Source organism: Micromonospora sp. NPDC005161, assembly GCF_053599855.1.
Map to the genome: position 1 here is coordinate 42,117 of NZ_JBSFYQ010000029.1, position 25,168 is coordinate 67,284.

General features: G+C 70.3%; 17 protein-coding genes, 2 tRNA genes and 2 pseudogenes. 8 read left to right on the forward strand and 13 right to left on the reverse strand.

What is annotated here, in order from left to right:
- Window positions 1-112: 112 nt before the first annotated feature.
- The 5 genes and pseudogenes from ACWD5O_RS24910 to ACWD5O_RS24930 all read right to left on the reverse strand — a co-directional run.
- Window positions 113-1,300: pseudogene (locus ACWD5O_RS24910) on the reverse strand (OmpL47-type beta-barrel domain-containing protein); the annotation flags it as partial.
- A gap of 80 nt (window positions 1,301-1,380) precedes the next feature.
- Window positions 1,381-5,319: a ThuA domain-containing protein gene (locus tag ACWD5O_RS24915; RefSeq protein WP_450086718.1), complete on the reverse strand. Its 3,939-nt coding sequence runs from the start codon at window positions 5,317-5,319 to the stop codon at window positions 1,381-1,383.
- A 23-nt stretch (window positions 5,320-5,342) separates the two neighbouring features.
- Window positions 5,343-6,347, reverse strand: coding sequence for a multicopper oxidase domain-containing protein (locus ACWD5O_RS24920; RefSeq protein WP_450086719.1), 1,005 nt, complete (start codon window positions 6,345-6,347; stop codon window positions 5,343-5,345).
- A gap of 276 nt (window positions 6,348-6,623) precedes the next feature.
- Window positions 6,624-6,821, reverse strand: a complete 198-nt coding sequence (locus ACWD5O_RS24925; RefSeq protein ID WP_354965514.1) for a hypothetical protein — start codon at window positions 6,819-6,821, stop codon at window positions 6,624-6,626.
- 20 nt (window positions 6,822-6,841) lie between these two features.
- A complete protein-coding gene (locus ACWD5O_RS24930) occupies window positions 6,842-7,222 on the reverse strand; it encodes an HD domain-containing protein (protein WP_354965515.1) in 381 nt (126 codons plus the stop codon).
- A gap of 284 nt (window positions 7,223-7,506) precedes the next feature.
- On the opposite strand from ACWD5O_RS24930, the pseudogene ACWD5O_RS24935 reads away from it, so the two are divergent.
- Window positions 7,507-7,758 (forward strand): annotated as a pseudogene (locus ACWD5O_RS24935) (helix-turn-helix domain-containing protein); the annotation flags it as partial.
- Between the two features lie 142 nt (window positions 7,759-7,900).
- On the opposite strand, the gene ACWD5O_RS24940 reads toward ACWD5O_RS24935, so the two are convergent.
- Complete coding sequence (locus ACWD5O_RS24940) at window positions 7,901-8,341, reverse strand: hypothetical protein (protein ID WP_354965516.1); 441 nt, start codon at window positions 8,339-8,341, stop codon at window positions 7,901-7,903.
- Window positions 8,342-8,475: 134 nt separating this feature from the next.
- Complete coding sequence (locus tag ACWD5O_RS24945; protein ID WP_450086720.1) at window positions 8,476-9,465, reverse strand: ArsR/SmtB family transcription factor; 990 nt, start codon at window positions 9,463-9,465, stop codon at window positions 8,476-8,478.
- A 56-nt stretch (window positions 9,466-9,521) separates the two neighbouring features.
- Between ACWD5O_RS24945 and ACWD5O_RS24950 the strand changes: the two genes are divergently transcribed.
- The 3 genes from ACWD5O_RS24950 to ACWD5O_RS24960 are packed head-to-tail and all read left to right on the forward strand — an operon-like array spanning window position 9,522 to window position 12,506.
- Window positions 9,522-10,313 carry an SDR family NAD(P)-dependent oxidoreductase gene (locus ACWD5O_RS24950; RefSeq protein WP_354965518.1) on the forward strand — a complete coding sequence of 264 codons (792 nt, stop codon included), beginning with the start codon at window positions 9,522-9,524 and terminating at the stop codon, window positions 10,311-10,313.
- Between the two features lie 33 nt (window positions 10,314-10,346).
- Window positions 10,347-11,546, forward strand: coding sequence for an MFS transporter (locus ACWD5O_RS24955; protein WP_354965519.1), 1,200 nt, complete (start codon window positions 10,347-10,349; stop codon window positions 11,544-11,546).
- A gap of 60 nt (window positions 11,547-11,606) precedes the next feature.
- Complete coding sequence (locus ACWD5O_RS24960) at window positions 11,607-12,506, forward strand: aminoglycoside phosphotransferase family protein (RefSeq protein ID WP_450086721.1); 900 nt, start codon at window positions 11,607-11,609, stop codon at window positions 12,504-12,506.
- A gap of 238 nt (window positions 12,507-12,744) precedes the next feature.
- On the opposite strand, the gene ACWD5O_RS24965 is transcribed toward ACWD5O_RS24960, so the two are convergent.
- The 4 genes from ACWD5O_RS24965 to ACWD5O_RS24980 all read right to left on the reverse strand — a co-directional run bounded on the left by ACWD5O_RS24965 (window position 12,745) and on the right by ACWD5O_RS24980 (window position 16,554).
- A tRNA-Ile gene (locus ACWD5O_RS24965) sits at window positions 12,745-12,818 on the reverse strand.
- Window positions 12,819-12,959: 141 nt separating this feature from the next.
- Window positions 12,960-14,198, reverse strand: coding sequence for an FAD-dependent oxidoreductase (locus tag ACWD5O_RS24970; protein ID WP_450086722.1), 1,239 nt, complete (start codon window positions 14,196-14,198; stop codon window positions 12,960-12,962).
- Window positions 14,188-16,311, reverse strand: a complete 2,124-nt coding sequence (locus ACWD5O_RS24975) for an MMPL family transporter (RefSeq protein ID WP_450086723.1) — start codon at window positions 16,309-16,311, stop codon at window positions 14,188-14,190. Before ACWD5O_RS24975 ends, ACWD5O_RS24970 begins: the two co-directional genes overlap by 11 nt.
- A gap of 170 nt (window positions 16,312-16,481) precedes the next feature.
- A tRNA-Asn gene (locus ACWD5O_RS24980) sits at window positions 16,482-16,554 on the reverse strand.
- Window positions 16,555-16,846: 292 nt separating this feature from the next.
- Here ACWD5O_RS24980 and ACWD5O_RS24985 point away from each other — a divergent pair.
- From ACWD5O_RS24985 to ACWD5O_RS25000, 4 genes are all read left to right on the forward strand, one after another.
- On the forward strand, window positions 16,847-17,266 hold the full coding sequence (locus ACWD5O_RS24985; RefSeq protein ID WP_354965523.1) for a hypothetical protein: 420 nt from the start codon (window positions 16,847-16,849) through the stop codon (window positions 17,264-17,266).
- Between the two features lie 277 nt (window positions 17,267-17,543).
- Window positions 17,544-20,873, forward strand: a complete 3,330-nt coding sequence (locus tag ACWD5O_RS24990; RefSeq protein WP_387323713.1) for a ThuA domain-containing protein — start codon at window positions 17,544-17,546, stop codon at window positions 20,871-20,873.
- A 96-nt stretch (window positions 20,874-20,969) separates the two neighbouring features.
- Window positions 20,970-22,040 carry a sugar phosphate isomerase/epimerase family protein gene (locus ACWD5O_RS24995; protein WP_450086724.1) on the forward strand — a complete coding sequence of 357 codons (1,071 nt, stop codon included), beginning with the start codon at window positions 20,970-20,972 and terminating at the stop codon, window positions 22,038-22,040.
- Window positions 22,041-22,145: 105 nt separating this feature from the next.
- Window positions 22,146-23,327, forward strand: coding sequence for an ROK family protein (locus ACWD5O_RS25000; RefSeq protein ID WP_450086725.1), 1,182 nt, complete (start codon window positions 22,146-22,148; stop codon window positions 23,325-23,327).
- Window positions 23,328-23,366: 39 nt separating this feature from the next.
- Here the strand turns inward: ACWD5O_RS25000 and ACWD5O_RS25005 are convergent, their stop codons facing one another.
- Window positions 23,367-24,374, reverse strand: a complete 1,008-nt coding sequence (locus ACWD5O_RS25005; RefSeq protein ID WP_354965527.1) for a sugar phosphate isomerase/epimerase family protein — start codon at window positions 24,372-24,374, stop codon at window positions 23,367-23,369.
- 218 nt (window positions 24,375-24,592) lie between these two features.
- Window positions 24,593-25,078: a sensor histidine kinase gene (locus ACWD5O_RS25010; protein ID WP_450086726.1), complete on the reverse strand. Its 486-nt coding sequence runs from the start codon at window positions 25,076-25,078 to the stop codon at window positions 24,593-24,595.
- Window positions 25,079-25,168: the final 90 nt, after the last annotated feature.

The following is a 25,168-nucleotide window of genomic DNA, read 5'->3' on the forward strand; positions in this document are numbered from 1 at the left end:
CGTTGATGGTGCAGCCGTCGCCGGTGTCGACGTTGGCGACGCCGGTGTCGTCGCCGTCGATGATCACTCTGGCCCGGGTGTCCGAGTCGGGGCAGGCGTCGGTGCCGTCCGCCACCACCGTGAACGTGGTCGACTGCTCCGCGGAGGCGTTCCCGGCGACGTCCGTCGCCCGGTAGCGCAGGGTGTGCGCCCCGGTGGCACGGACGGAGACCGGTCCGGCGTACGCGGTCCAGGCGGCGGTGTCGACCGCGTACTCGATCGAGGCGACACCTGAGTCGTCGTCGGTCGCCGTGATGGTCACGGTCGCACCGCCCACGTACGCGCCGTCGTCGTTCTGCTCACCGGCGACCGTGGCGGACACCGTGGGCGGCGTGGTGTCCTCGGCCTGCGGCTCGATGACGGTGAAGTGGGCCATCTGCTCGGCCGACGTGTTCCCGGCCACGTCGGTCGCCCGGTAGTGCAGCATGTGCATGCCGGCCTCGTTGACCACGATCGGTTGGGAGTACGCGGTGAAGGCGGCCCCGTCCAACGAGTACTCGATCGAGGCGACACCCGAATCCGCGTCGGTGGCGGCCAGCGTGGCGGTGGCCGTACCGATGTAGTTGCCGTCGTCGTCCCGATCGCCGGCCAGGTCGGCCGTCACCACCGGTGGGGTGGTGTCCTCATCGCTCGGCTCGACGATCCGGAACGACACCGAGCCGACCTCGCTCGTGTTGCCCGCCTGGTCGGTGGCGCGGAACTGCACCGAGTGGTCGCCAACGGCGGTGACCGGCACGGGCTGCGTGTACGGCAGGAAGCTCGTGTCATCGACCTGGTACTCGACGGTTTCCACGCCCGATGCGGCGTCGGTGGCCGTGACGGTCACCGTGGCCGTACTGATGTAGTTGCCGTCCTGGTCGCGGTCGCCGGCCACGGTGGCGGAGACTGCCGGCGGCGTGGTGTCGCCGCCTCCGCCGCCGTCGGTGACCACCAGCTCGCCGACCATCTGGCTGTGGCCGGGGATGGAGCAGAAGTAGCGGTACCTGCCCGGGGTCAGGGTCACCGTCGCCTGGTGCCGCCCGTCGTTCACGTCGAACGGGTTGGCCAGGATGTTGAGCGTGACGTCGTGGTTGTAGCCGTCGGTGGTGGTGTCGAAGGTCAGCGTGTGCGGCATCCCGGTGGTGTTGCCGGTGGCCGCGCTGTTCTCCCAGATGATCGTGGTCGCTCCGGCCACCGCCTGGGTGGGCGCGGACTTGTAGCGGGTGATGTCGTCGTCGGCGGTCCAGGTCAGCACCTGTTCCGCGACGCGCGGGGCGGCGGAGGCGGGCGCACCGGCCAACGGGGTCACCGTGAGCAGGAGCGCCGCCAACGCGGCCGTCAGTCGTCGGATCATGGATTCTCCTAGAGCTCGCGCACGCGGATGTTGCGGAACTCGATCAGATCGTTGTCGCCGTGGTTCTGGAGCCCGATGAAGCCGCTGAGGAACTGCCGCAGATCGGTCGGCGGGTCACCCGCGCGGGAGGACTGCTTGCCCGGCGTGTTGTCGAACTCGTTGATCACCACACCGTTGCGGATCATCGTGTAGTGCTGCCCGACCACGCGGATCTCGTAGTCGTTCCACTGGTCCTTCGGGGTGACGCCGGCCTGGGCGAGCGGCACCAGATCGAAGTTGTAGACCGAGCCGGTCTTCTGCGGCTCGCCGGTCTCACCGTCGTAGATCTGGATCTCGTGGCCGCAGTAGATCGCCACCCACGCCTGCGAGGTTCGGGCCGATCCGACGGTGCCGCAGCTGCCCGGTGGGCGTTGCTCCAGCGGGATCCGCGGGTCCGGGAACCGGGTGAAGACGCCGGTGTTCGCCCGGCCGGTACCGGGTGCGATGTCGCGGAACTGCACCTTCAGCGAGAAGTCGGCGAGTTCCCTGGTGTGCCAGAGCATGCCCAGGCCACCGCTGGACCGCAGCGAGCCGTCCGGCTGGATGCCGAACGATCCGGACGGCGCCTGCTGCCAGCCGAGCAGCGACTCGGCGGTGCCGTCGAAGAGCGGCTCGTACCCGGTGTGCCCGTCCCGGCCGATCTCGGACGCGGCAGCCAGGCGGGTCAGCGTGCCGGATTCGCGGGCGGTGAGCAGGTCGTCGCCCTGCAGCGTGCGGGTCACCGCGGTCACGTGCCGGACGAAGCTGTTGTGGTCGGCCCAGGTGCTCTCGTCGTCGATCAGGTCGTTGATGGTGCAGCCCTGCCCGACCGTACGGCTGGGCACCTTCGTGTCCGTGTCGCCGAGCCACACCGTGGCCCGGCCGTCGGGCACCGCGCAGCCCACCGTGACCGTGGTCTGCACCGTCGCCGTCTCACCGTCGGCGTATTTGACGGTCAGCTTCGCCGTGTAGGTGCCGACCCGGGCGTACGTGTGCCGAGGGTTCGCCTCGGTCGACGTGGCGCCGTCGCCGAACTCCCACCGGTGGCTGACCCCGCCGGAACGAGATCCGTTGAAGGCCATGGTCAGCGGCTTGTTCTGGACGGCGACCGAGCTGGCGGCCGGCGCCGGGGTGGGTGCGCCACCGGTGTAGGTGATCCGGATGAGCTTCTGGTTGGGGTGCAGGCTGAAGAAGCCGCCTCCGTAGTCCAGCAGGTAGAGCGCGCCGTCCGGGCCGAACTTGGCGTCCATCCAGCTCTGCAGTCGGGCGTCGCCGTTACCGCCCGGGATGATGGCCCGCAGCGACTCGGCGAACACCGGCGGGGCCGCGGTGGGTACGCCAGCCGGGTCGACGGTGACCGCGACGCGGTTGTTCGGGTTCGACTGGTCACCGATGAGCCACTTGCCGTCCCAGTGCGCCGGCCACGCCACACCGCTGGTCGTGTCGACCAGATCGCGGTGGTAGGTCGGACCGGACATGATGGCCTGACCACCGCCGCGCAGGTACGGCTGGGTGTAGGTGGCGTCGGCGGCGACGTAGGTCGGGAGCCCGCTGCCGTCGGTGCGCTTCGGGAACACCGGACCGCCGCCGTCCGGGGAGTACCAGATCATGTTGTCCCGGGCCGGCGGGATGTCCACCAGGCCGGTGTTACGCGGCGACTCGTTCTTCAGGTTGTCGCAGTCGTACCAGCCGGTCAGCACGGTCGCGTCGGTGCTGCTGCGGTCCCGGTACGGCTGCCGGTTGCCCATGCAGTACGGCCAGCCATGGTTGCCGGCCGAGGTGATGATGGTCGCGGTCTCGTACTTGGCCGGGCCCAACGTCGGGCTGGGCGACGAGGCGTCGGGCCCCACCCAGCCGGCGGTCAGCCACTGGTGCTTTGGGTCGACCTGGAGGCGGGCGATGTTCCGCACGCCCATCACGTAGATCTCCGGTCGGGTCTTCTCGGTGCCCGGTGGGAACAGGTTGCCCTCCGGGATGGTGTACGTGCCGTCCGCCTCCGGGTGGATCCGGATGATCTTGCCGGCGAGGTCGTTGGTGTTGCCCGAGGTGCGGCGGGCGTCCTGGAACGAGATCCCCTGGTACTCCTGGGTCCAGTTGTTGCCGGAGTAGCCCTGCGAGCCCTCGGAGGAGTTGTTGTCGCCGGACCCGACGTACAGGTTGCCCTTGGCGTCGAAGGCCATGCCGCCACCGGCGTGGCAGCAGCTGTGGATCTGCACCGGGAACTGCAGCAGGTCCTTGCGGGTGGCCTGGTCGATGGTCTGGGTCTCGCGGTCGTAGGTGAACCGGGAGATGGTCCGCTGCCCGACCCGCTTGACCCGGTCGACCGACTCGTGCGGCATCCAGTAGACGTAGAGCCAGCCGTTCTCGGCGAACGTGGGGTCGGGCACGATGCCGAGCAGACCCTCCTCGTTCTTCACCAGCTCGGAGCCGCTGCCCCGGTTACCCATCACCTCGAGGGTCGTGAGCAGTTTGGCCTGCTTGGTGCGCGGGTCCCACGAGTGGATGGTGCCGCAGCCCAGGCCGACGTTCGGGTTGTTCCAGTCCGCGACGGGGCCGCTCGGGCAGGCCGCCTTGCCGACGTAGAAGACCGTGCCGTCCGGCGCGATGGTGAGCCCGTGCGGCTCGCCGATCTGGTCCAGTTGCCCGGTCTGGTTGGTCGCGGTGAGCCGCTCGACCTTGTAGTTCGCGGCGATCGTCGCCTGGCAGTCACCGCGCTCCAGGCCGGTGGTCCACTTGAGTGCCCCGGTCAGGTGCGTGCGGAACGCCGCCTCGCCGTAGCTGCCCTCGGTGTGGCCCATGCCGGTGTAGAACGACCGACCGCCGTCGTAGTCCCGGCACCAGGACACCGGGTGGAACGGCCCGTTGGCGCCCGGTCCGGCGTTGTAGTGGCGCTCCTCGACCTGGGCGACGGTGTGCACCGTGCCGATCGGGTTCGGGTCCCAGTTCTCCCACCGGTCCGACCGGGTGAGCGTTATCGGCAGCGACGCCGTCGCCGGGTGGTTGCGGTCCAGGATGTTGACGACCGCCCGGTTCACCGCCGGTGGCTCCGGTGGAGCTGTGCTGCCGGTGAACAGGCGCAGGTCGGCGAGCTGGGTCAGCGGTTCACCGCTGTTCGCGGTGATGTTCAGCCGGAAGTGCTTGAACTCCTGCGGGGTGGCGATGTCGAACCGCCGGGTCTGGAACCGCTCCGGGAAGGTCTGGCCAGTGCGTCGGTCCAGGTCGGACCAGCTCTGGCCGTCCGCCGAGCCCTGCAGGGTCCAGTCCTTCGGGTCGCGGCCGGAAGAGTCGTTCGCCGACGTCAGCGCGTACCCGGTGATCCGCTTGGCGGCGCTCAACTCGTACGCCACCCATGCCGTCGGGGTGCGGACGAGCCACTTGGTGCCGGAGTCGCCGTCGGTCAGCTTCTCCTTCGTCTCGTTCGGCGGGTTCTCGCCGCTGGCGGTCACCCGGGCCACCGGCTCGGCCACCGGGATGGCGCCCGCCGGGCGGGTGCCGATCAGACCGGTGAACCAGGCGGAGTCGACCTGCGCGCGGGCCGCGTCGGCGATGCCGACGAACCCGCCGCCGGCCTTCATGTAGCTCTGCAGCGCCGCTTCCTGGTCACGGTTGAGCGCGGCGCCGGTCGCGGAGAGAAAAACCACGCTGCGGTACGCGGACAGCCCGGCCGTGGTGAAGACGGCGGGGTCCGTGGTGGTCGTGACATCGATGTCATGACCGGCGCCAAGATCTCTGATCGCCTCCGCGGCGCGCGAAACCGGGTCCTGCTGCTCGGCCACCGGCCCGTGGAAGACGAGGACCGCTGTCTTGTTCTCCTGCGCCGCCTTGGACGCGGGTGCTTCCTTCGGTGCGGCTGCCGCTGCCGCCGTGCCCGGCAACAGCGTCGCGATGACCGCCGCAGCGGCCAGGGTTCGTCGTAGTTTTCGTGTCATCCCCATCCCCACTCTCGATTCACTCAGCTGCCGTGCGTGTGGGTGTGGCCCTGAAATCTGTGGATGGCCTCCTCGGCGCCCGGCGGCATGCTGCCGTCCGCGTTGCGCACCAGGAAGATCCCGGCCATGCCGCCGTCGGAGTGGGACTGCACGTGGCAGTGGTACATCCACGCGCCGGGCCCGACGCCCTCCCCGGCCAGCACCTGGAACCCGAACGAGCTGCCCGGGTTGAGGTCCTTGTTGTCGATCACGAGGCTGGGGTCGGCCGGGCCCTCGAGCATCCCGGTGCGGTTGTCCGCCCAGCGGTGCGCGTGCAGGTGGAAGGTATGGAAGGTCCCGCCGTGCCCGATTGCGAGCCACTCCACCCGCTGGCCCAGGTTCGCCTCGAACATCGGGGTGTCCGGCGCCATCCGGTTGTTGATCATCATGTCGTTGAACACGACCGTGAACTGCTTCTCCGGCAGGATGTCGCCGCGGCGCCGCACGATCAGCGCGCCGTACAGCCCCTTGGCCACCCCGGCGGTGCCGTGGTCGGTGCCCATGGCGTGATCGTGGTAGTGCCAGTAGCCGGCGCTGCCCGGCATGAACCGCCGGCCGGACGCGAGGAACATCTCCCGCGAACGCCACACGTACGTCCGGGTCTCGCCGGGATTGTTGAACGAGGCGTTGAGCGGGCTGCCATCCGAGTCGGTGCTGTAGTCCACCCCGTGCGGGTGGATGGACAGCCGCTGACTGGTGGTGTTGACCAGGGTGATCTCCAGCGTGTCACCCTCGTAGATCTCCAGCACCGGCCCGGGCACGGTGGCCTGGCCGGGTGCCAGGCCGTAGCCGAACAGCCCGCCGGGCAACTGCTCGGCGTAGATGGTGACCTTCTTGGTGACGCCGGCGACGGCCTGGGCCGGACTACCGCTGAAGGGGACGCCGACCGTGGACGCGGTCACGCCGACCGCTCCGGCGGCCAGCACTCCGGTGGTCATCAGGGATCTGCGGGACAGGTGGCGGGGGAAGCCGACGGGATGGTCGTCCATGGGACTCCGTTCTCGACCGGGCACAGCCGCGACAGGGCAGGGTGCGGCGACCGTCGAGACAGGAGGGACGGCCCCGCGAGCTCATGAGTCGTCGCGACTTTGCTCGGAAGACTCAGAACTTTCGACTGATGACATCAATCTATGTACCGATCTGACGAAAGTAAAGATCCTTCGATGGAAAGGCGGCCGCCGACAACGGTTTCCGCTGCCTGAGCAGGGGTTTTGTCCTCGACGGGGCCGGCCCGGGGGATCGGCAGCCCGAGCAGGCCACGACTGTCAGTCGGAGAACAGGGCTGCCGCGAGCAGTTGGGCGCCGCCTGCGCGGTCGAGTCGGGCCAGTGCGCTGTCGGGCTTGCGGGCCGGCTGGCCGGCCACGATCGCGGTGATCGCGGCGGCGAAGCCGAGCCGTGGATGTTCCTCGATGATTCGCCGGGTGATGTCCGGGGGGATCAGGTCCAGGCGAAGTCCGAACACGTCGACTGCCGCGCCGATGCTCAGGAGTGCGACCTCGGGCCGTGGATCCGTCGCGGTCTGCGCGCGCACGTGCAGGCGGATCGCTCGGCCACCAGGTCGGCGCGCGTCGCGTCGACGCCCTGCGACAGCAGGAATTCGGCGGCGGCGTCCGCGCCGATCTCCTCGAACGGCGCCGGCCCGTCGTAGCGTTCGGTGAGCCCGAGGTCGTGCAGAGCGGCACCGATGAACAGCAACTCGAGGTCCGGGTCGAGGCCGTCGCGGTCGGCCATCGCGAGCCCGAAATGGTACGTACGCAAGCAGTGGTTCACCAGCGTGGCCGGAGATGACGCGATGAGCAGATCGGTCGCCGCGGCGCTGAGGCGCGTGTCGGGGACGCGCGAGAAGATCGGTGTGATCGTCATGGCCTGACTCTTCATGATCCAGCCACGCACCACGAGTGGCCGGATCGCCACCTACTACCTGCGTGGCCTGGTGGACACACAACTGTCGGCTGTGTGCGGTGGCACGTTCGTGCTCGCCGAGGCGGGCCTGCTCAATGGTCACGCCGCGACCACGTCCTGGCTGTTCGCGCCGGAACTCGCACGGCGTTACCCGCTCATCGACGTGCAGTCGACGGCGCTGATCGTGCGCGTGGTTACGCGCGCATCTCGCCGACCGGTACGACCTCCCGGCTCTCGCGGCCGCCTTCCACGTGAGCACTCGCACGCTGCTGCGCCGCTTCGCGTCCGCGACCGGCAGCTCGCCGTTGGCCTACCTGCAGGCCGCCCGCGTGAGCGCCGCGAAACGGCTGCTGGAGACGTCGGAGCGCAGCATCCACGAGATCACCGCCCAGGTCGGGTACGCCGACGCCGCGACGTTCCGAACGCTGTTCGTGTCCACCACAGGCGTCACACCGTCGGAGTACCGCCGGCAGTTCCGACGCAGACCGGCCGCGTGAAGGCGGGTCGAACGCCGGCAGGAGCATCTCACATCACTCCCCCGCCGCCCCTCGACCTTTGCGGACTGGATTCCGACTGCACACGGTGAGGAAGCGGACGGACATCTGTCTTGATAGCCCGCGTCCGGCTACCCAACGGATCTCAACGTGCCCACCCGTCGTGACCGAGTGGAAACTCTCCACGAAGCAGGCTGATGAAGGCGTGGCCGCATGCCAGCAGCGGGCCGGTAGGCAGGTCCGAGGTGAACGACTCCTGCTCACCCCCGGCGCCAAAGGAGTTCACGAGATCCTTCGGGATGGCCGGAGACCAGGCGTGCAGTCGCCGGAGGACGCGCTCAGACAGGTCGAGCACAAGCGCGGCGCGATCGGGCTGCGTTCCGAGATGATCGTCCAGGTAGGACGACACGCATCCCATGAAGCCGGCTGTGGCCTGCGTCTCCCAGTCGTCTTGGGCGTCAACGAGCCATACGGGAGCTGCGGGGATTTTCTTGGCCTCCTGCGCCAGGAGGTACAGCCACACTTCCGCCTGAAAGTCGCGGACCCAGAAACCAGATCCGCGGTAGTCCAGGTACGAGCTGCCCACGCCGGCCAGTAGATCACCTTCGCGCAGCAGGCGGGCTCAGGGACCTGTTGTGGCGATTTCTCCGGTGCGTAGGCAAGTGGTCTCACGTGACTGGTGGACATGATCACATCAGGGGTGGCGCCTTGACCCTAGGATCACCGCGCCGCCGACCAGCCAGCCAATTGATCGCCAAGAGGGGTGCGCCGATACAGCACATGCCGTCCGTCGCGTGCGCGAGTGACCAGACCGGTCGCGTGGAGGACTTGCAGGTGTTGCGACACGGCGCTGGGTGTCACGGCGAGCCGTCGAGCGATCTCCACCGTCGGTAGCGGCTCGGCAAGAAGGTGGAGCAGTCGTGCCCTGGATGCGCCGAGGAGCGAGGCGAGGGCAGTCGCGTCGGCGGTCGGTGCCGGCGCCCAGAGCGTTGCTACTCCTCGGCAGGGGTATGCCAGCATTGGCGGCTCGTCCGGACTGACCGGTGGGGAGGGTTTGTACGAGAAGATGCACGGCACCAGCAGCAGTCCACGACCCGATACCGCGACGCGGTGCCTGCCGATCATCTTGTCGATGTGCAGGACCCCGTCGTGCCAGCGCAGGTTCGGGTGCATGTCTGCGAAGAGCAGGCGCGCGCCTCCTACGGCCAGTTGTCTGGCGCGATAGGTCATGTCTGCTTCCAGGACGAGTCGCATCTGCGGCCAGGTCGGCTTGATCGCTGCCTCCCAGTAGCGGTGCAGGTGGTCGCAGATGGTGTCGCGAAGCGCGAGCACCGGCTCATCGTCGTTTGCGGTGATCTCCCGCAGAACGGACGGCAGCCGACCACGGGGGTACACGGCGAGCACATCGCGGCGTACGACGTCCGGAGGTGTCCGGCGCACTGCGGCCAACTCTTCTTCGAAGGTCGCGGCGAACTCGGTCGGCCGGGGCGTCAGGAAGTCGGGAAGGCCACGGTCTGGCCCAACCAAGGACGTCAGCAGGTTGGCGTCGGGCGCATCGAGCCTACCGAGTACCGATCTGCGCCAGGGTAGGTGCAGCGCGTACAGGCCGGGCTCGCGTAGCACCCGCAGGCTGAGCACGGCCTGATGGATCGGTGAGATTGTGAAGCGGGTGTCGACGAGGTCTTCGACGCCGAGCAGAAAGCTGATCATTAAGCTATACGCTACATCGGTTGGCAGCCGACGCCGGGTGCCGTGGACTTTCAGCCATGACACACCAGATCAACATCCCCGGCCAGCAGGCCGATCGGCAGCGTACGGCGATCGTCACGGGTGCGGCACGCGGCATCGGCGCCGGGGTGGCCAAGCGTCTGGCGCGCGACGGCCTCGCGGTCGCCGTGGTCGACCTGAGCCAGGAAGACTGCGCCGACACCGTGGACGCCATCACCCGCGAAGGCGGAACAGCCGCGGCGTTCGCCGCCGACGTCAACGACGAGGCGGCCGTGGCCGCCACTGTCGCCCGGATCGCCGCTGAGTTGGGATCACCGACGGTGCTGATCAACAACGCCGGCATCGGCGGCCCCAACGCCGGCGTCGAGGAGACGAGCACCCAGCAGTGGGACGCGGTCGTCGGGGTCAGCCTGCGCGGGGCGTTCTTCCTCACTCGGGCCGTGACCCCCTACATGATCGCCGCCGGCTGGGGACGGATCGTCAACATGTCGAGCATCTCCGCGCTCGGCGATTCCGGCCGGGTCGACTACGCCGCCGCGAAGGCCGGTCTGATCGGCTTCACCAAGTCGCTCGCGCTGCGGCTCGGGCAGCATGGCGTGACGGCGAACGCCATCGGGCCGGGCTTCGTCGTCAGTGACATGACCAGGGTCGCGGCCCAGCGGCGTGGCCGCAGCTTCGAGGAGCACCAGCGGATCGTGGCGCAGACCATCCCGGTGCGCCGGGTCGGCCAGCCCGAGGACATCGCGCACACCGCGTCGTACCTGGTCAGCCCCGAAGCCGGGTTCGTCTCCGGCCAGGTCATCTACGTCGCCGGCGGGCCGGTGGACTGACGTGATCGACGCTTTCGGACAGGCGGTTCGCAAATGAGTCGCAGGCTGCTGGTGCTCCTCGCCCTCACCTGCGGGGTCGCCGTCGGAAACATCTACTTCCCCCAGACGATCAGCCCGCTGGTCGCCGCCAGCCTGCACGTCAGCGCTGACTCGGCCGCGCTGGTGGTGACCGCGGTGCAGCTCGGCTATGCCGCCGGGATCTTCCTGCTGGTGCCGCTCGGCGACCGGCTCCCGCACCGCCCGCTGATCGTCACCCTGCTCGGCCTCAGCGGGCTGGGGCTGCTCGCCGCGTGCGCCGCGCCGGCGCTGCCGCCGCTCGTCGGCGCGAGCGCCCTCGTCGGGGTCACGACCGTGGTCGCGCCGATCATCGGCCCCATGGCAGCCGGCCTCGTTGCCGAAGAGCAGCGCGGCATGGTCAGTGGCACGCTGCTGAGCGGCTCGATCGGTGGCATGCTGCTGTCCCGCACCGTCGCGGGCACCATCGGCGACTGGTGGGGATGGCGGGCCCCCTACCTGACGGCGGCGGCATCCGTGCTGCTCATCGCGGTGGTCATGGCCCGCGTGCTGCCGACAACACAACCGCCGTCCGGGCACCGATATCCGGCGCTGCTGGCCGAGCCGCTGCGCCTGCTGCGCACCGAGGCCGACCTGCGCCGCTCCTGCTTCTACCAGGCGACGATCTTCGCCGGTTTCTCGGCGGTCTGGACCGCCGTCGCGCTGCTGCTGACCGGTCCGACGTACGGCCTGGGCGCACCGGCGGTCGGGATGCTCGCACTGGTCAATGCGGCGACAATGCTGTGCACCCCGGTCGCCGGACGGCAGGTGGACCGGCGGGGCAGCGACGCGGTGAACCTGGCCTGCCTGCTCGGGATCATCGCCTCGGCCGCCGTCCTCGCGTTCGCCAGTCTCGGCGGGGCGGGGGGCCTCGCGGCACTGGCGCTCGGCACGTTGCTGCTCGACGTCGGAATGCAGTCCGGCATGGTCGCCAACCAGGTACGCATCTACGCCCTGGGGCCCGAAGCCCGGAGCAGACTCAACACCGCCTACATGACCTGCGCCTACCTCGGCGGCAGCCTCGGCTCCTGGCTGGGGGCCCGCGCCTACGCCCACTTCGGGTGGCTGGGTGTATGCACGGTGTTGACGCTCCTCGCCGTGACAGCTCTTGCCCGCTACCTGACGTCGACCCCCGCCACCGGCCACACTCGAACCACGGTCGCTGCCCAGAACGCCTGACCAAGGATGGTTGACTTGCCAGCCTGTACCCACCGCCCACCCCTGTCGCCGGATGCACCTATGCACGATGACCAGCTCGCCGTTTCGCTCGAGATGGTGCGTGAGCTGGTGGACGCGCAGTTCCCCGAGTGGCGGAGCCTGCCTGTCGGGCGCGTCGCTTCGCAGGGAACGGTCAATGCCATCTTCCGTATCGGGGAACGGTTCACGGCCCGGTTCCCCCTTCAGCCTCGTGAGGTCGAGGCGGCGCGGCGCTGGCTGGAATGCGAAGCGGAAGCGGCCCGAGAACTGGTGGGTCGTACGCGATTTCCCACCCCCGAGCCGGTCGCCATCGGTGAACCCGGCGTCGGCTACCCGCTTCCATGGTCGGTACAGACGTGGGTACCCGGTGTCGTAGCCACCGACCAGGACCCAGGTGACTCGTTCGCGTTCGCGCTCGATCTGGCCGAGTTCGTCAGTGGCGTGCGAGCCATCGACGCACGGGGACGCACGTTCACAGGCCAGGGTCGCGGTGGCGAGCTACCAGCGCACGACGGGTGGATGGAAACCTGCTTCGGGCACAGCGAGACGCTGCTGGACGTCCCGCTGCTCCGCCGGATCTGGGAGGTCATGCGGGAACTGCCGCGGGGCGAGGCCCCGGACAGGATGAACCATGGTGATCTCATTCCGGGAAACGTCCTCGTCTCCGACGGGCGGCTGGCCGGGGTTCTCGACGTGGGCGGACTGGGGCCGGCCGACCCTGCCCTTGACCTCGTAAGTGCCTGGCACCTGCTGGAAAGCGGGCCACGTCAGGCGCTTCGGCAGCAACTCGGCTGCGACGATCTCGAATGGGAGCGCGGCAAAGCGTGGGCCTTCCAGCAGGCGATGGGGGTGGTTTGGTACTACCACCAGACCAACGCCACCATGAGTCGGATGGGCCGACGCACTCTCGCGCGCATCATTGCCGACCCGCCATCAGCCTGAGCCGGCACGCCCGAACGCGTCGTCGCAGCCAGCAAATACCGCCGCGTCGGCCCGCGCCGGATAGCCGCAAGTAACACGCAGACAGAGCGCGGAACCTCGCCGGGCCCGTATCCACCGAGCGGCGGCCTACCGCAGCATGCGGCCGTCCCTGTGGTTCGCGCACCGCCGCCTACTGGACGCGCCCTCCGGTCACGCGAACCGCAGAAGCGCAAGTAGGCAGCGAGATCACGTCATGGAGTGGGGCGGGCGGGACTCGAACCCGCGACCGAGGGATTATGAGTCCCCTGCTCTAACCGGCTGAGCTACCGCCCCGACACCGTGCCGGATCTTATCCCGCCCAGTCGTCGACGGCCAGCATCGAGCCGGCCGGCGCCCACGCCCGCAGTAGCACGATGGGCTACAGGAATATAACAGCGCGCTGCCGACCGCCCGGGGAGGCCGGGCGGCGGCCGGTCAGGCTGCACGCAGCTCCGCCAGCACCGCCCCGGCGGTACGCCAGCCGCTGGTCAGCGCGCCCTGGATCGATGGGCTGTCGCGGTGGTCACCGGCCACGAACAGCCCTTCCCCCAGCGCGACCGGCTTGCGCAGCCGCCCCTGCGGTGGCGGCGCGGCGGGTAGCGCGTCGGGGACGGCGACGGTGGTGAGGTGGGTCCAGTCGGCGGTGGACCGGCCGTACAGCCGGGTCAACTCGGCCCGTACGGTCGGCTCGGGCGGGGCCGTGGGGCCGACGACCGAGGTGGCCACGAGGTGTCGTCCGGCTGGCGCGTACGTCGGGGCGGCGTTGCTGACCACCACGGTGTTGGCGACAGTTTCCCGCCGGTCACCGTCGATGAGCAGGATCGGTTCGGTCAGCGGCGGCTCGGGCGCGCTGTGGTAGTAGGTGGTGTAGCTGTGCATCCGTACCGTCGCCAGGGCCGGCAGCAGCGCGGCCGCGGCGGGCGGGTCGACGGCGACCACGACGGCCCGGCAGCGGATGTCGCCGGCCTGGGTGCGGACCCGGCAGGGGGCGACCTCGGCGACCGGGGTGTCCAGCGTGATCAGGTCGGCCGGCAGCGGGTCGGCGATCGCCCGGGGCAGCGCGGCCATCCCCTCGGCGGGCAGCCCGATCCGGCCGCGGGCGAAGGAGCGCAGCACCATCGCCAGCACGTGGCTGGAGGTCGCCAGTTCCCGGTCGATGAGCACGCCGGACAGGAACGGCCGCAGCAGTTCCTCGATGATCGCGTCGGACAGGCCGGCCCGCCGCAGCGCCACCTCGGCGCTGGTCTCCGGTGCGGTGAGCAGCCGGGACGCGGGCAGGGTGGCGCAGCCGGTGGCGAGCGCGGCGAAACGCAGCCGGTCGAGCAGGGAGCCGACCCCGGCCAGCGCGGTGCGCGGCCCGCCGGTCGGCTCGCGCAGCGGGTTGACCAGCCGCAGCAGGTCGTCGCCCTTGCGGACGAGCACCCCGGAGGTGAAGTACCCGAGGTCGAGCCGGTCGGTGTCCAGCAGCGTGCCGAGCCGGGGGTAGGCGGTGTTGAGCACCTGGAAACCGCGGTCGATCAGGTAGCCGTCCACGACGTCGGTGGCGATCCGTCCACCGAGCCGGCTCCCGGCCTCCAGCAGCCGCCAGGGCACGCCGGCGCGGTGCAGCCGGCGGGCGGCGGCCAGGCCGGCCAGGCCGCCGCCGACGATGACGACGTCGGTCTCAGCGAGCATGGCGTGCCTCCCGCTCACCGTTCGCCCGGGACAACCGGCCCGGCCACCAGACCTTCGGCCCGATGTCGTACGCGAGCGCGGGCACCAGCAGCGACCGGACGATGATGGTGTCGATGAGCACCCCGACCGCGACCGCGGTGCCCAGCTCGACCAGCACCACCAGCGGCAGGACGGCCAGCGCGGAGAAGGTCGCGGCGAGCACGATGCCGGCGGAGGTGATCACCCCGCCGGTGACGGCGAGGCCGGCGAGCACCCCGACTCGGGTGCCGCGCTTGACGGACTCCTCCCGGACCCGGCTCATCAGGAAGATGTTGTAGTCGATGCCGAGCGCGACCAGGAAGACGAACGCGAACAGCGGGAACGACGCGTCCACCCCGGGGAAGTCGAAGGCGTGGCGGAACAGCAGCGCGCAGAGGCCGAGCGTGGCCGCGAAGCTGAGCAGCACGGTGGCGATCAGCAGCACCGGTGCGAGGAGTGCGCGCAGCAGCAGGGCCAGGATGACCGCGATGACGACGAGCACCACCGGGATGATGACGTTCTGGTCGCGCCGGGCGGCGTCCGAGGTGTCCACGTTGATCGCGGTGAAGCCTCCGACCACCGCGTCGGCGCCGGGCACCTGGTGTACGGCGACCCGCAGGTCGCGGATGGTCCGCTCGGCGCCGTCGCTGTCGGGCGGGTCGGCGAGGGTCGCCTCCAGTTGCACCCGCCCGTCGACGACCTTCGGTGCGGCGTTCTCCTGGGGCGGGCCGGTCTGCGGTCCGGCGGTGAGCGGATGGACGTCGGCAATGCCGGGCACGCTCTGCGCCACCTGCGCCACCTGCCGGGCGGTCTGCTCGGTGGCGAAGATGGTGGCCGGGCTGCCGGTGCCGGCCGGGTAGTGCCGGGCGATGATTTCCTGACCGTCGACCGAGTCGGTGCGCTGGGTGAACAGGTCGGACTGGCCGAGGGTGGTGGCGCCGAGCTGGGTGAGGCCGAGCGTGAGGATGGCCAGCACGACCGCGGTGCTCAGCCAGACCGGTCGGGCATGCCGGGCCACGAAGCCGGCGATCCGGCTCCAGATGCCGTGCTCGGTCCGCGGGTCGGCCTGGTCGGCCCGGGGCCGTCGCGGCCAGAACGCCCACCGACCGCCGAGCAGCAGCAGCGCGGGCAGGAAGGTGAGCATCACCAGCAGGGTGGCGGCGATGCCGATGGCGGCGACCGGGCCGAGCGCCCGGTTGGAGTTGAGACTGGACAGCAGCAGGCAGAGCAGGCTGACGATGACCGTCCCGCCGGAGGCGATGATGGCGGGGGCGGCGCCCTTCCACGCCGTACGAACGGCGTCCCAGGAGCGGTCGTGCCGGTGCAGCTCCTCCCGGTAGCGGGCGATGAGCAGCAGCGCGTAGTCGGTGCCGGCGCCGAAGACCAGCACGGTGAGGATGCCCTGGGCCTGCCCGTTGAGTTTGAGCACGTCGGCGTCGGCGAGCAGGTAGACGAAGACCGAAGCCAGCGCGTACGACATCCCGGCGGCCAGTAGCGGGAAGACCCAGAGCACCGGGCTGCGGTAGACGATGAGCAGGATCACCAGCACCACGACCAGGGTGACCAGCAGCAGTGGCCCGTCGATGGCGGAGAAGACCTCGATCAGGTCGGCGAGCAGACCGGCCGGTCCGGCGACGTCGACGGTGAGCCCGTCCCGGTCGCCGCCGGCGATGTCGCGCAGGTGCTCGACGACCGAGCCGATCTCCTCCCCCTCCGCGTCGTCCACCGGCACGACGACCTGAAGCGCCTGGCCGTCCTCGCTGGGGATCGGCGGGGGCAGCGGGTTGACGACGCCGGGCACCTGCGCGAAGCGGGCCACGTCGGCGCTCGCCCGCTGCCGGTCCGCGTCGGTGATGCCCGAGGTCCGCTCGTAGACGACCAGCGCCGGGATGGTCTGCCGGTCGACGAACTCGCCGGCGAGGTCCTGGGCGCGGGTCGCCTCGGCGTCGGTGGGCAGGAAGGCGGCGTTGTCGTTGGTGGCGACCTCGCCAAGGCGCCCGGAGTACGGCCCGGCCACACCCCCGATCACCAGCCAGGCCAGCACGACCGCCACCGCGATCAGGGTGGCCCGGCCGTGGCCTCCTCGTCCGGACATCCGCACTCACCCCAAGAATCGACGCACCAATCGACGCAGCGGGAGTCCAAGTCGACAGCGACCATCCTGCCGGGCGAGCGGACCGAGGGAGGGCGAAACCGGACCGAGAGGGGTGGGTGAACACGAAGACGCCCGTCGGGCTTACTGCCGACGGGCGTTGGGTGGAGAAGCTCCCCCGATTGGACTCGAACCAATAACCTGCCGGTTAACAGCCGGCTGCTCTGCCAATTGAGCTACAGGGGACCGTGCACCGCTCGACCCGGATCTCTCCGTCGCCGTGCGACGGGACAAGAGTACAGGACATCCGGGGGTGTCGGTCCAGCGGGTTGGGCCTCCCGCCTTCCATGATCCAGACGCCCAGGTCAGCAGCGCGGTCCATCGATAATCGGGGCAAATCGTCATCCGGGCACAAGCAGGTATGAGCGGGGAGCAGGATGGGTAGTTAGCTGCGGACAGAGGACGCAGGCGCGAATTGGTCGCTCCCGACGGGGCAGCCCGCCGGGGCGACGGCGCGTCAGGTACGGAAGGAGCCGCCATGCGCGGAAAGATCATGTTTCTTGGCGGGCTGGCTGCGGGATTCGTCCTGGGCGCCCGTGCCGGCCGGGAGAAGTACGAAGAGCTGGTCGTCCGGGGCCGCAAGGTGCTCGACCACCCGACCGTCCAGGAGGCGGCCGGGGTCGCGCAGGCCCAGGCCAACCGGCTCTACAGCGAGGGCAAGGACAAGCTCGGCCAGACCAAGCTGGGCGAGAAGCTGGGCACGGGCAACGGCAGCACCGGCAAGCAGGAGCTGACCGCCGCGGACGACGCGTTCGCCGGCACGCCCGCCACCGTTGGCGCCAAGGCGGGCTCCGGCTCGTCGGGCACCAGCAGCACGGTCGGCACGACCTCCGGGTCGCCGTCGGCCACCCCCCGCACCAAGCCGTCCGGCTCGGGCACCAACGCCAGCACCCTGTAGACGCACATCGAACGGGCCCGGCCGCCACAGTGGAGGCCGGGCCCGTTCGTGTCTCCGCATGTCAGGGCGGCGCATCATCACCACTGGGGAACTTTCTCCGATTTGAAGCAGAAGTTCGTCCGGTTCATCGAAAACTTCTGCTCCCAACCTCTTCTCTTTGTTCCCGAGCGCAAATATCGTCCTGCATAGAACCTGGCCAGGCTCTTGGTACTCCCCGGCGACCTCCTCAGCGACGTACCGGCGCTGAGGCGGACCCGCCCGACCAGAGCGAGGTTCGATGCGTAGACCAATCGGCCGAAGAGCCGCTAGCTATGTCAGCCTTCTCACCCTCGTCGGCGCGACGCTCGTCGCGACCGAGCCGCAACGGGCCACACCGGCATTCGCCGCGCCCGTGGCCGAGAGCAACGGTATCCAGTACAAGGTTCTCGTCTTCACCCGCTCGACCGGCGGCAGCCACGCGGCCACCGACGCCGGCGTCCAGGCGATCCGCGAACTCGCCAACGACCGGCGCTTCACGGTCCAGGTGACCGACGACGCCCGGAAGTTCGACGAGTCGCACCTGAAGCAGTTCCGTGCGGTGGTCTTCCTGAACACCTCCGGCGACGTACTGACCGACGGCCAGCAGGCCGCTTTCGAGCAGTACTACCGCGACGGCGGCGGCTTCGTCGGCGTGCACTCCGCGATCGAGGCCGAGCCGGGCTGGGCCTTCCTCGACAATGTGCTCGGCACCCGGGCTGTCGGCGCCGCCGCGCCGGTCAGCCCCGCCACGGTGACCGTCGCCGACCGGGTGCACCCGGCGTCCGCGCCGCTGCCCGAGCGGTGGACCACGACCGACCGGTGGTACAACTTCGCGGCCAACGTCCGGGGCGTCTCACACGTCCTGGCCACGGTGGACGAGAAGACGTACTCCGGCGGCGCCATGGGCTTCGACCACCCGATCACCTGGTGCAAGGACTACCAGGGCGGCCGGTCCTTCTACACCGGACTCGGCGCCACCCCGGAGAGCTACTCCGGTGCCGATCTGCGCGCCCACCTCGCCGGGGCGATCCAGTGGGCCGCCGGCACCACCGACGGCGACTGCGGCGCGACCGTGCTGGCCAACTACCAGATGGAGGTCATCGGCGCGCAGCCCAACGTCAACGAGCCGATCGGCTTCGACGTGCTGCCCGACGGCCGGGTGATCCAGACCGACCGCCGCGGCGGCGTACGGCTGCACGACCCGGAGAGCAACGAGACCACCGTGCTGGCCCAGATCCCGGTCTACACGCACAGCGAGGACGGAATGTACGGGCCGGCGGTCGACCGGGAGTTCGCCACCAACCGGTGGGTCTACCTCTACTACGCCCCGCCGCTGAATACTCCGACCGGCGGCGCGCCCACCACCAGCACCGACCCGGCCGCCTGGAACCAGTGGAAGGGCTACTTCCAACTGTCCCGCTTCAAGTTCGTCGACGGCGAGACCCCGTCGCTGGACGTGGCCTCGGAGCAGAAGATCCTCCAGGTGCCGGTGGACCGGGGCGCCTGCTGTCACGTGGCGGGTGACATCGCGTTCGACTCCAAGAACAACCTCTGGCTGGTCACCGGGGACGACACCCCGGCCGGCGGCGGCGGGTCCGGCGGCTTCTCCCCGCACAACGACTCGGTCAGCGCCACCGGCGTCTACCAGGCGCCGTTCGTGGACGCCCGGCGCAGCGCCGCCAACACCAACGACCTGCGCGGCAAGATTCTGCGCATCGCGGTGGGAGCGGACGGCAGCTACACCGCCCCCGAGGGGAACATGTTCCCCGAGGCGCAGGACCCGGGCGACAAGACCCGCCCGGAGATTTACGCGATGGGCTTCCGGAACCCCTTCCGGATCACCCTCGACAAGAACGACGTCGCCTACATCACCGACTACTCCCCCGACTCGTCGACAGCGGCGGTTGGCCGGGGACCGGCGGGGACCGGCCGGATGATGGTGGTGGACAAGCCGGCGAACTACGGCTGGCCGATGTGCGTGCAGCCGAACCTGCCGTACATCGAAATGAACTGGACCACCAACCCGATCACGCCGGTCGCGCCGTTCGATTGCGCGGCGCCGCGCAACACCTCCCGGCACAACACCGGCCTGACCGACCTGCCGGCGGTGCAGAAGTCGGAGCTCTGGTACTCGTTCCAGGCCCCGACCCCGTGCCCGGAGTCCTACCTGTCCACCCCGACGCAGACCTGTCCGGTGCTCTTCCCGGAGTTGGGCACCGGCGGCGTCGGACCGCACGGCGCGGCGCGCTACGACTACGACCCGGAGCTGAGGTCGCAGACGAAGTTCCCCGCGTACTTCGACGGATCGATCTTCTTCGGCGAGTTCACCCGGGACACGCTCAAGGAGATCAAGCTCGACGGCCAGGGCGACATCCTGAAGATCAACAATGTGCTGAACTGCGGGCAGGCACCCACCACGCCGACCAAGCCGTTCCTCTGCGACAACCCGATGGACATGAAGTGGGGTCCGGACGGCAACTTCTACCTGCTGACGTACGGCGACGGGTTCTTCAACGTCAACCCGGACGCGGCGATGCTGAAGTTCAGCTACGTGAAGGGCCTGCGGGCGCCGACCGCCGTGGTTTCGGCGACCCCGACCAACGGGAGGGCGCCGCTGACCGTCGCCTTCTCCAGCGAGGGGTCGAAGGACCCCGACCCGGCGGACTCCATCTCGTTCGCCTGGGACTTCGACGGCAACGGCACGACTGACTCCGTCGACCCGAACCCGACGCACACCTACACCGCCAACGGCGTCTACACCGCGCGGCTGACGGTGACCGACTCCAGCGGCAAGAGTGCGTCCGCCAACACCACCATCACGGTCGGCAACACCGCCCCGACGGTGACCGTCACCACCCCGGTGGAGGGCGGCTTCTTCAGCTGGGGTGACGACATCCCGTGGTCGGTGACGGTCACCGACCCCGAGGACGGACCGGTCGACTGCGCCAAGGTCGAGGTGACCTTCGTCCTCGGCCACGACACCCACGGCCACGGTGAGGCCAACCAGTTCGGCTGCTCGGGCGTCCTGCCCACGGACGCCGACGACGCGTCGCACGGTGGCTACATCTACGGCGTGGTCAGCGCCGCCTACACGGACAAGGGGGCAAACGGGCAGCCGGCCCTGACCACCGTGGACCAGCAGATCATCCAGGCCAAGCGGCAGGAGGTGGAATTCGCCACCGACGAATCCGGCACCACCGTCGGCACGAGCGCCGACACCGGTGGCGGGCAGCAGCGCGGCAGCCTCGACCCGGGCGACTGGATCGCGGTGAACAACGGCGTGAACCTGCGGAACATGCAGTCGGTCACGCTGCGCACCTCCGGCGGCAGCGCGGCCACCGCCGGGCAGCCCCGGTTCGGCGTTCAGCTGCGGCTCGACTCGCCCACCGGCCCGGTGCTGACCACCGCCGTGGTCAACGCGACCAGCGGCAACAACGCCTTCACCAGCACCACCGTGCCGGTCGCCGACCCGGGCGGCACGCACCGGCTCTACCTCGTGTTCACCACCGTCCCGGGCGGCCCGACCAGCGGACTCGGCAACCTGAACTGGGTCGAGTTCACCGGTCAGGGCATCGGCGTCGCGCCGTAGCGACCGCCGTGGGCCGGGGTCGCCGCCAGCGGCCCCGGCCCAGCGCTCCACCCGTCACCCACATCGACAACCCGTACCAAAGGAAGGCAGCAGTAGATGAACGACAGTCAGCACGGAATGAGCCGTCGCCGGATGCTCGGCGCCTTGGCCGGCGCCGCCGGCGCGGCCGCCGTCGGTGCCACCGGCCTGGCCTCCCCGGCCCTCGCCGGCAACGGCCTGCTGGTTCCCACCGGCAAGCGCGGCATCATCCTCTACAGCGTCCGGGACCGGATCAGCGCCGCCCCGGACGCCACCGGCGTGCCGTACGGCTTCGAGCGGGTGCTCGCGCGGCTCGCCGAGATCGGCTACAAGGAGGTGGAGTTCGCCGGGTACACCCAGAACAGCACCATCCTGGGCCGGCAGATCACCGCCGAGGAGATCCGCAAGATCCTGGATGACAACGGTCTGCGGGCGAACGGCTCGCACGCCTCCATCCCCAGCACGATCAACCCGACCACCCTCGCCGCGTTCGAGCAGCAGCTCGACATCGCCGAGACGCTGGGCATGACCCACGTCGGCACCGGCAACGACCCGACCGGCAGCAACTACAAGGCCGACTGGGACGCCGCCGCCGAGCGGTGGAACATCCTGGGCGAGCTGGCCGCCGCCCGTGGGCTGAAGCTCTACACGCACAACCACGACGCGGCGTACAACTTCCTGCTCGACAGCGGGCCGTTGGACGCCCAGGGCCGGCCGACCCGTTCCTCCGGCGTGCGGAAGCTGGAGTACTTCATCGGGCTGACCAACCCGGAGTGGGTCTGGTTCGAGATGGACATCTACTGGGCGCACGTGGCCCAGCACCGGTTCCGCAACTACACCGACCCGGACGGGGTGACCCAGACCAGCATCTTCGACCCGCTGGCCGTGGTCGCGGCCCAGACCATACGGTTCCCGCTGTTCCACGCGAAGGACGGCGCGTTCAACCCGGCCAGCAGCGCCGGGTACGAGATGGTGCCGCTCGGCCAGGGCGACATCGACTACGGGAACTTCTTCGCCAACATGGGCGCCAAGGGCTACCACAACCCGATGTGGGAGCAGGACAACGCACCGGGCGGCGCCGCCGACCCGGGCCAGTCGCTGCGGTTCGCGGAGATCAGCTACAAGCACATGTCGAGTCTGCGGGGCTGACGGACTCGACACGCACGCCCGGGGCCGCATCCGTCATCGGATGCGGCCCCTCGCGCCATGCGGCCGAAACACCGCCATGGAAGACTCCGGCCGGAGGTGGTGGCGATGGTGCTCGTCAGGCCGGAGAACACGCACCAGTCCCGGCTGGTCCGGCTGCTGCGCGACGACGGTCCCCGGTCCCGGGTGGAGCTGGGCGACCAGCTGGGCCTGTCCCGGACGACGCTGACCGCGGAGCTGGACCGGCTCGTCGAGCGGGGCCTGGTGGAGACCGCCGGGCCGGCGGCGTCGCGCGGCGGACGCCGCTCCGCACTCCTGCGCCTCGCCGGCGGGGTGCGCTTCGCCGGCGTGGTCGTCGCCCCCGACCGGATCACCGTGGCGGTGACCGACGGCGAGCTGAACGTGCTCGCCGAGGTCGACGAGCCGGCGGACGTCCGCACCGGGCCGGAACCGGTGGTCGGGCGGGCCGTCGAACTGGTCGGGAAGCTCCGCGCCGAGCTGGGCGTGTCCCAGCTCACCGGGGTCGGTGTCGGCCTGCCCGGGCCGGTCGGCGTCGACGCGGGGACGGCCGTGCCGCCGGTCCTGCCGGGCTGGCAGCGCTTCGGAGTACGCGACGCGTTCGCCGCCGAGCTGGGCTGCCCCGTGCTGGTCGACAACGACGCCAACGTGATGGCCCTCGGCGAGCAGCACGCGGGGGTCGGCCGGACCTTCGACGACTTCCTCTACCTCAAGTTGGGCACCGCCATCGGCTGCGGCCTGATCCTCGGCGGGAGCCTCTACCGGGGTTCGACCAGCAGCGCGGGCGACATCGGGCACCTGGCGCTCGGCGAGGGTGGGCCGGCCTGCGCTTGTGGCGACAGCGGATGCCTGGAGGCGTACTGCGGCGACGCGGGGCTGGTCCAGGCGGCGCTCGCCACCGCTCGGACCGGCCGGTCCGACGCGCTGGCCGCCCGGCTCGCCGAGGCGGGCACCCTCACCGTGCGCGACGTCGCCGGGGCGGCGACAGCCGGCGACCCGGTCGCGCAGACGGTGGTGCGGGACGCCGCCCGCCGCCTCGGTCGGTTGCTGGTCGGCCTGGTGAGCTTCTTCAACCCCGGCATCGTCGTCATCGGGGGTGCGGCGGACGGGCTCGGGCACATCCTGCTCGCCGAGATCCGCGCCGTGGTCTACCGCCGGTCGGCGCCGCTCGCCACCGGCACCATGCCGATCGTCCTGTCCGACCTGGCCGGCCGGGCCGGGGTGGTGGGTGCGGCGCGGCTGGCCAGCGAGCACGTCTTCGCCACCGGCTGACCGGGGGCCGACCGGCGGTCGGCCCCCGGTACCGGCGGGTCAGTCCTTGCTGCTGAAGGCCGCGTCAAAGGCGGCCGACGGGGCGTCGAAGGCGAGCCGGCGGACGAACTGCAACGCCTCCGGGGCACCGACCAGCCGGTCCATCCCGGCGTCCTCCCACTCGATCGAGATCGGGCCGGTGTAGCCGATCGCGTTCAACGCCCGGAAGCAGTCCTCCCAGGGCACGTCCCCGTGCCCGGTGGAGACGAAGTCCCAGCCGCGGCGCAGGTCCGCCCAGGGCAGGTGCGAGGCGAGCCGGCCGCGCCGGCCGTCCCCGGTGCGCACCTTGGCGTCCTTGCAGTCCACGTGGTAGATCCGGTCGGCGAAGTCGAAGATGAAGTTCACCGGGTCCAGCTCCTGCCAGACGAAGTGCGACGGGTCCCAGTTCAACCCGAACGCGGGCCGGTTGCCGATCGCCTCCAGCGTGCGCTTCGTCGTCCAGTAGTCGTACGCGATCTCGCTGGGGTGCACCTCGTGCGCGAACCGCACCCCCACCTCGTCGAACACGTCGAGGATCGGGTTCCACCGGTCGGCGAAGTCCTGGTAGCCGCGCTCGATCATCGCCGGTGGCACCGGTGGGAACATCGCCAGGGTGTGCCAGATCGACGAGCCGGTGAAGCCGACGACCGTCTTCACCCCGAGCTTCGCCGCCGCCCGCGCCGTGTCCTTGATCTCCTCGGCGGCCCGCTGGCGGACGCCCTCGGGCTCCCCGTCACCCCAGATCCGGCCGGGCAGGATGTCCTGGTGGCGCTCGTCGATCGGGTGGTCGCAGACCGCCTGACCGACGAGGTGGTTGGAGATCGCGAAGACCTCGAGGTTGTGCTTCGCGAGCGTCTCCCGCTTGCGATCGACGTACGAGTCGTCGGCGAGCGCCTTGTCGACCTCGAAGTGGTCGCCCCAGCAGGCGATCTCCAGACCGTTATAGCCCCACTCGGAGGCGAGCCGGCAGACCTCCTCGAACGGCAGGTCGGCCCACTGGCCGGTGAAGAGCGTGATGGGTCGCGCCATTGTCCTTCTCCCCTGTTGTGATGGGGATTCCGTGTGCGGACCGGGGCGAGGGTGACCGGTCAGACCGGTACGCGGCGGCGGGACGGGACACCGGTGGGTGCGGAACGCACCTGAGCCCGGCGGGTTGCGCCTCCCACCGGGTCACCGGCCACCGTCACGGTCGCCGCTCCCACCCTATTTCCGCCGGGCCCCTTCGCGAAAGCCCCGCCGCCGGATCGTCACTCGGCCACCTCCTCGGGAGCTGGGAGGACAGCCCGGACGACGAAGCCGCCTCCGGCGCGCGGGCCGGCGGAGAAGGTGCCGCCGATCCGCTCGGCGCGTCGACGCAGTGTGATCAGACCGCGCCCGGCGTCCCCGCCCGTCGGCGCGGCACCAGCGCCTTCGTCACGTACCTCGATGGTGATGCCCGTGGCGTCGTAGCGCAGCCGGACCGCGACCGGTGCGCCCGGTGCGTGCCGGCGCGCGTTGGTCAGCGACTCCTCGATGATCCGGTACGCCGCCGCGTCGACCGCGCCGGGCAGCGGCCGGGGCGGCCCGGCCAGGGTCCAGCGCACCGGCTGACCCGCGGCGAAGCCCTCCACCAGCGCGTCGAGGCGGTTCAGGCTGGGCGCCGGCCCGGCCGACGAATCGGGCTCCTCGGCCCGGTGCAGCAGCCGGTGCCCGTGCGCCCGCACCATCCGGCGCCACCGCGCGAAACGCCCCATGCTCGTCAAGGTACGGCAGTCAACTGCGAGTCGGTCCGTGGCCTCGCAGGCGGCGGGGCGCGAATGATTGGTGTGCACTTGCCTCCCAGG

Coding starts and splice junctions, on each gene's coding strand:
- ACWD5O_RS24990 (WP_387323713.1), top strand. CDS start 17,544: ATGCGTAGACCAATCGGCCGAAGAGCCGCTAGCTATGTCAGCCTTCTC.
- ACWD5O_RS24915 (WP_450086718.1), bottom strand. CDS start 5,319: ATGACACGAAAACTACGACGAACCCTGGCCGCTGCGGCGGTCATCGCG.
- ACWD5O_RS25005 (WP_354965527.1), bottom strand. CDS start 24,374: ATGGCGCGACCCATCACGCTCTTCACCGGCCAGTGGGCCGACCTGCCG.
- ACWD5O_RS24950 (WP_354965518.1), top strand. CDS start 9,522: ATGACACACCAGATCAACATCCCCGGCCAGCAGGCCGATCGGCAGCGT.
- ACWD5O_RS24955 (WP_354965519.1), top strand. CDS start 10,347: ATGAGTCGCAGGCTGCTGGTGCTCCTCGCCCTCACCTGCGGGGTCGCC.
- ACWD5O_RS24945 (WP_450086720.1), bottom strand. CDS start 9,465: ATGATCAGCTTTCTGCTCGGCGTCGAAGACCTCGTCGACACCCGCTTC.
- ACWD5O_RS25010 (WP_450086726.1), bottom strand. CDS start 25,078: ATGGGGCGTTTCGCGCGGTGGCGCCGGATGGTGCGGGCGCACGGGCAC.
- ACWD5O_RS24930 (WP_354965515.1), bottom strand. CDS start 7,222: ATGACGATCACACCGATCTTCTCGCGCGTCCCCGACACGCGCCTCAGC.
- ACWD5O_RS24970 (WP_450086722.1), bottom strand. CDS start 14,198: ATGCTCGCTGAGACCGACGTCGTCATCGTCGGCGGCGGCCTGGCCGGC.
- ACWD5O_RS24985 (WP_354965523.1), top strand. CDS start 16,847: ATGCGCGGAAAGATCATGTTTCTTGGCGGGCTGGCTGCGGGATTCGTC.
- ACWD5O_RS25000 (WP_450086725.1), top strand. CDS start 22,146: ATGGTGCTCGTCAGGCCGGAGAACACGCACCAGTCCCGGCTGGTCCGG.
- ACWD5O_RS24960 (WP_450086721.1), top strand. CDS start 11,607: ATGCACGATGACCAGCTCGCCGTTTCGCTCGAGATGGTGCGTGAGCTG.
- ACWD5O_RS24920 (WP_450086719.1), bottom strand. CDS start 6,347: ATGGACGACCATCCCGTCGGCTTCCCCCGCCACCTGTCCCGCAGATCC.
- ACWD5O_RS24975 (WP_450086723.1), bottom strand. CDS start 16,311: ATGTCCGGACGAGGAGGCCACGGCCGGGCCACCCTGATCGCGGTGGCG.
- ACWD5O_RS24995 (WP_450086724.1), top strand. CDS start 20,970: ATGAACGACAGTCAGCACGGAATGAGCCGTCGCCGGATGCTCGGCGCC.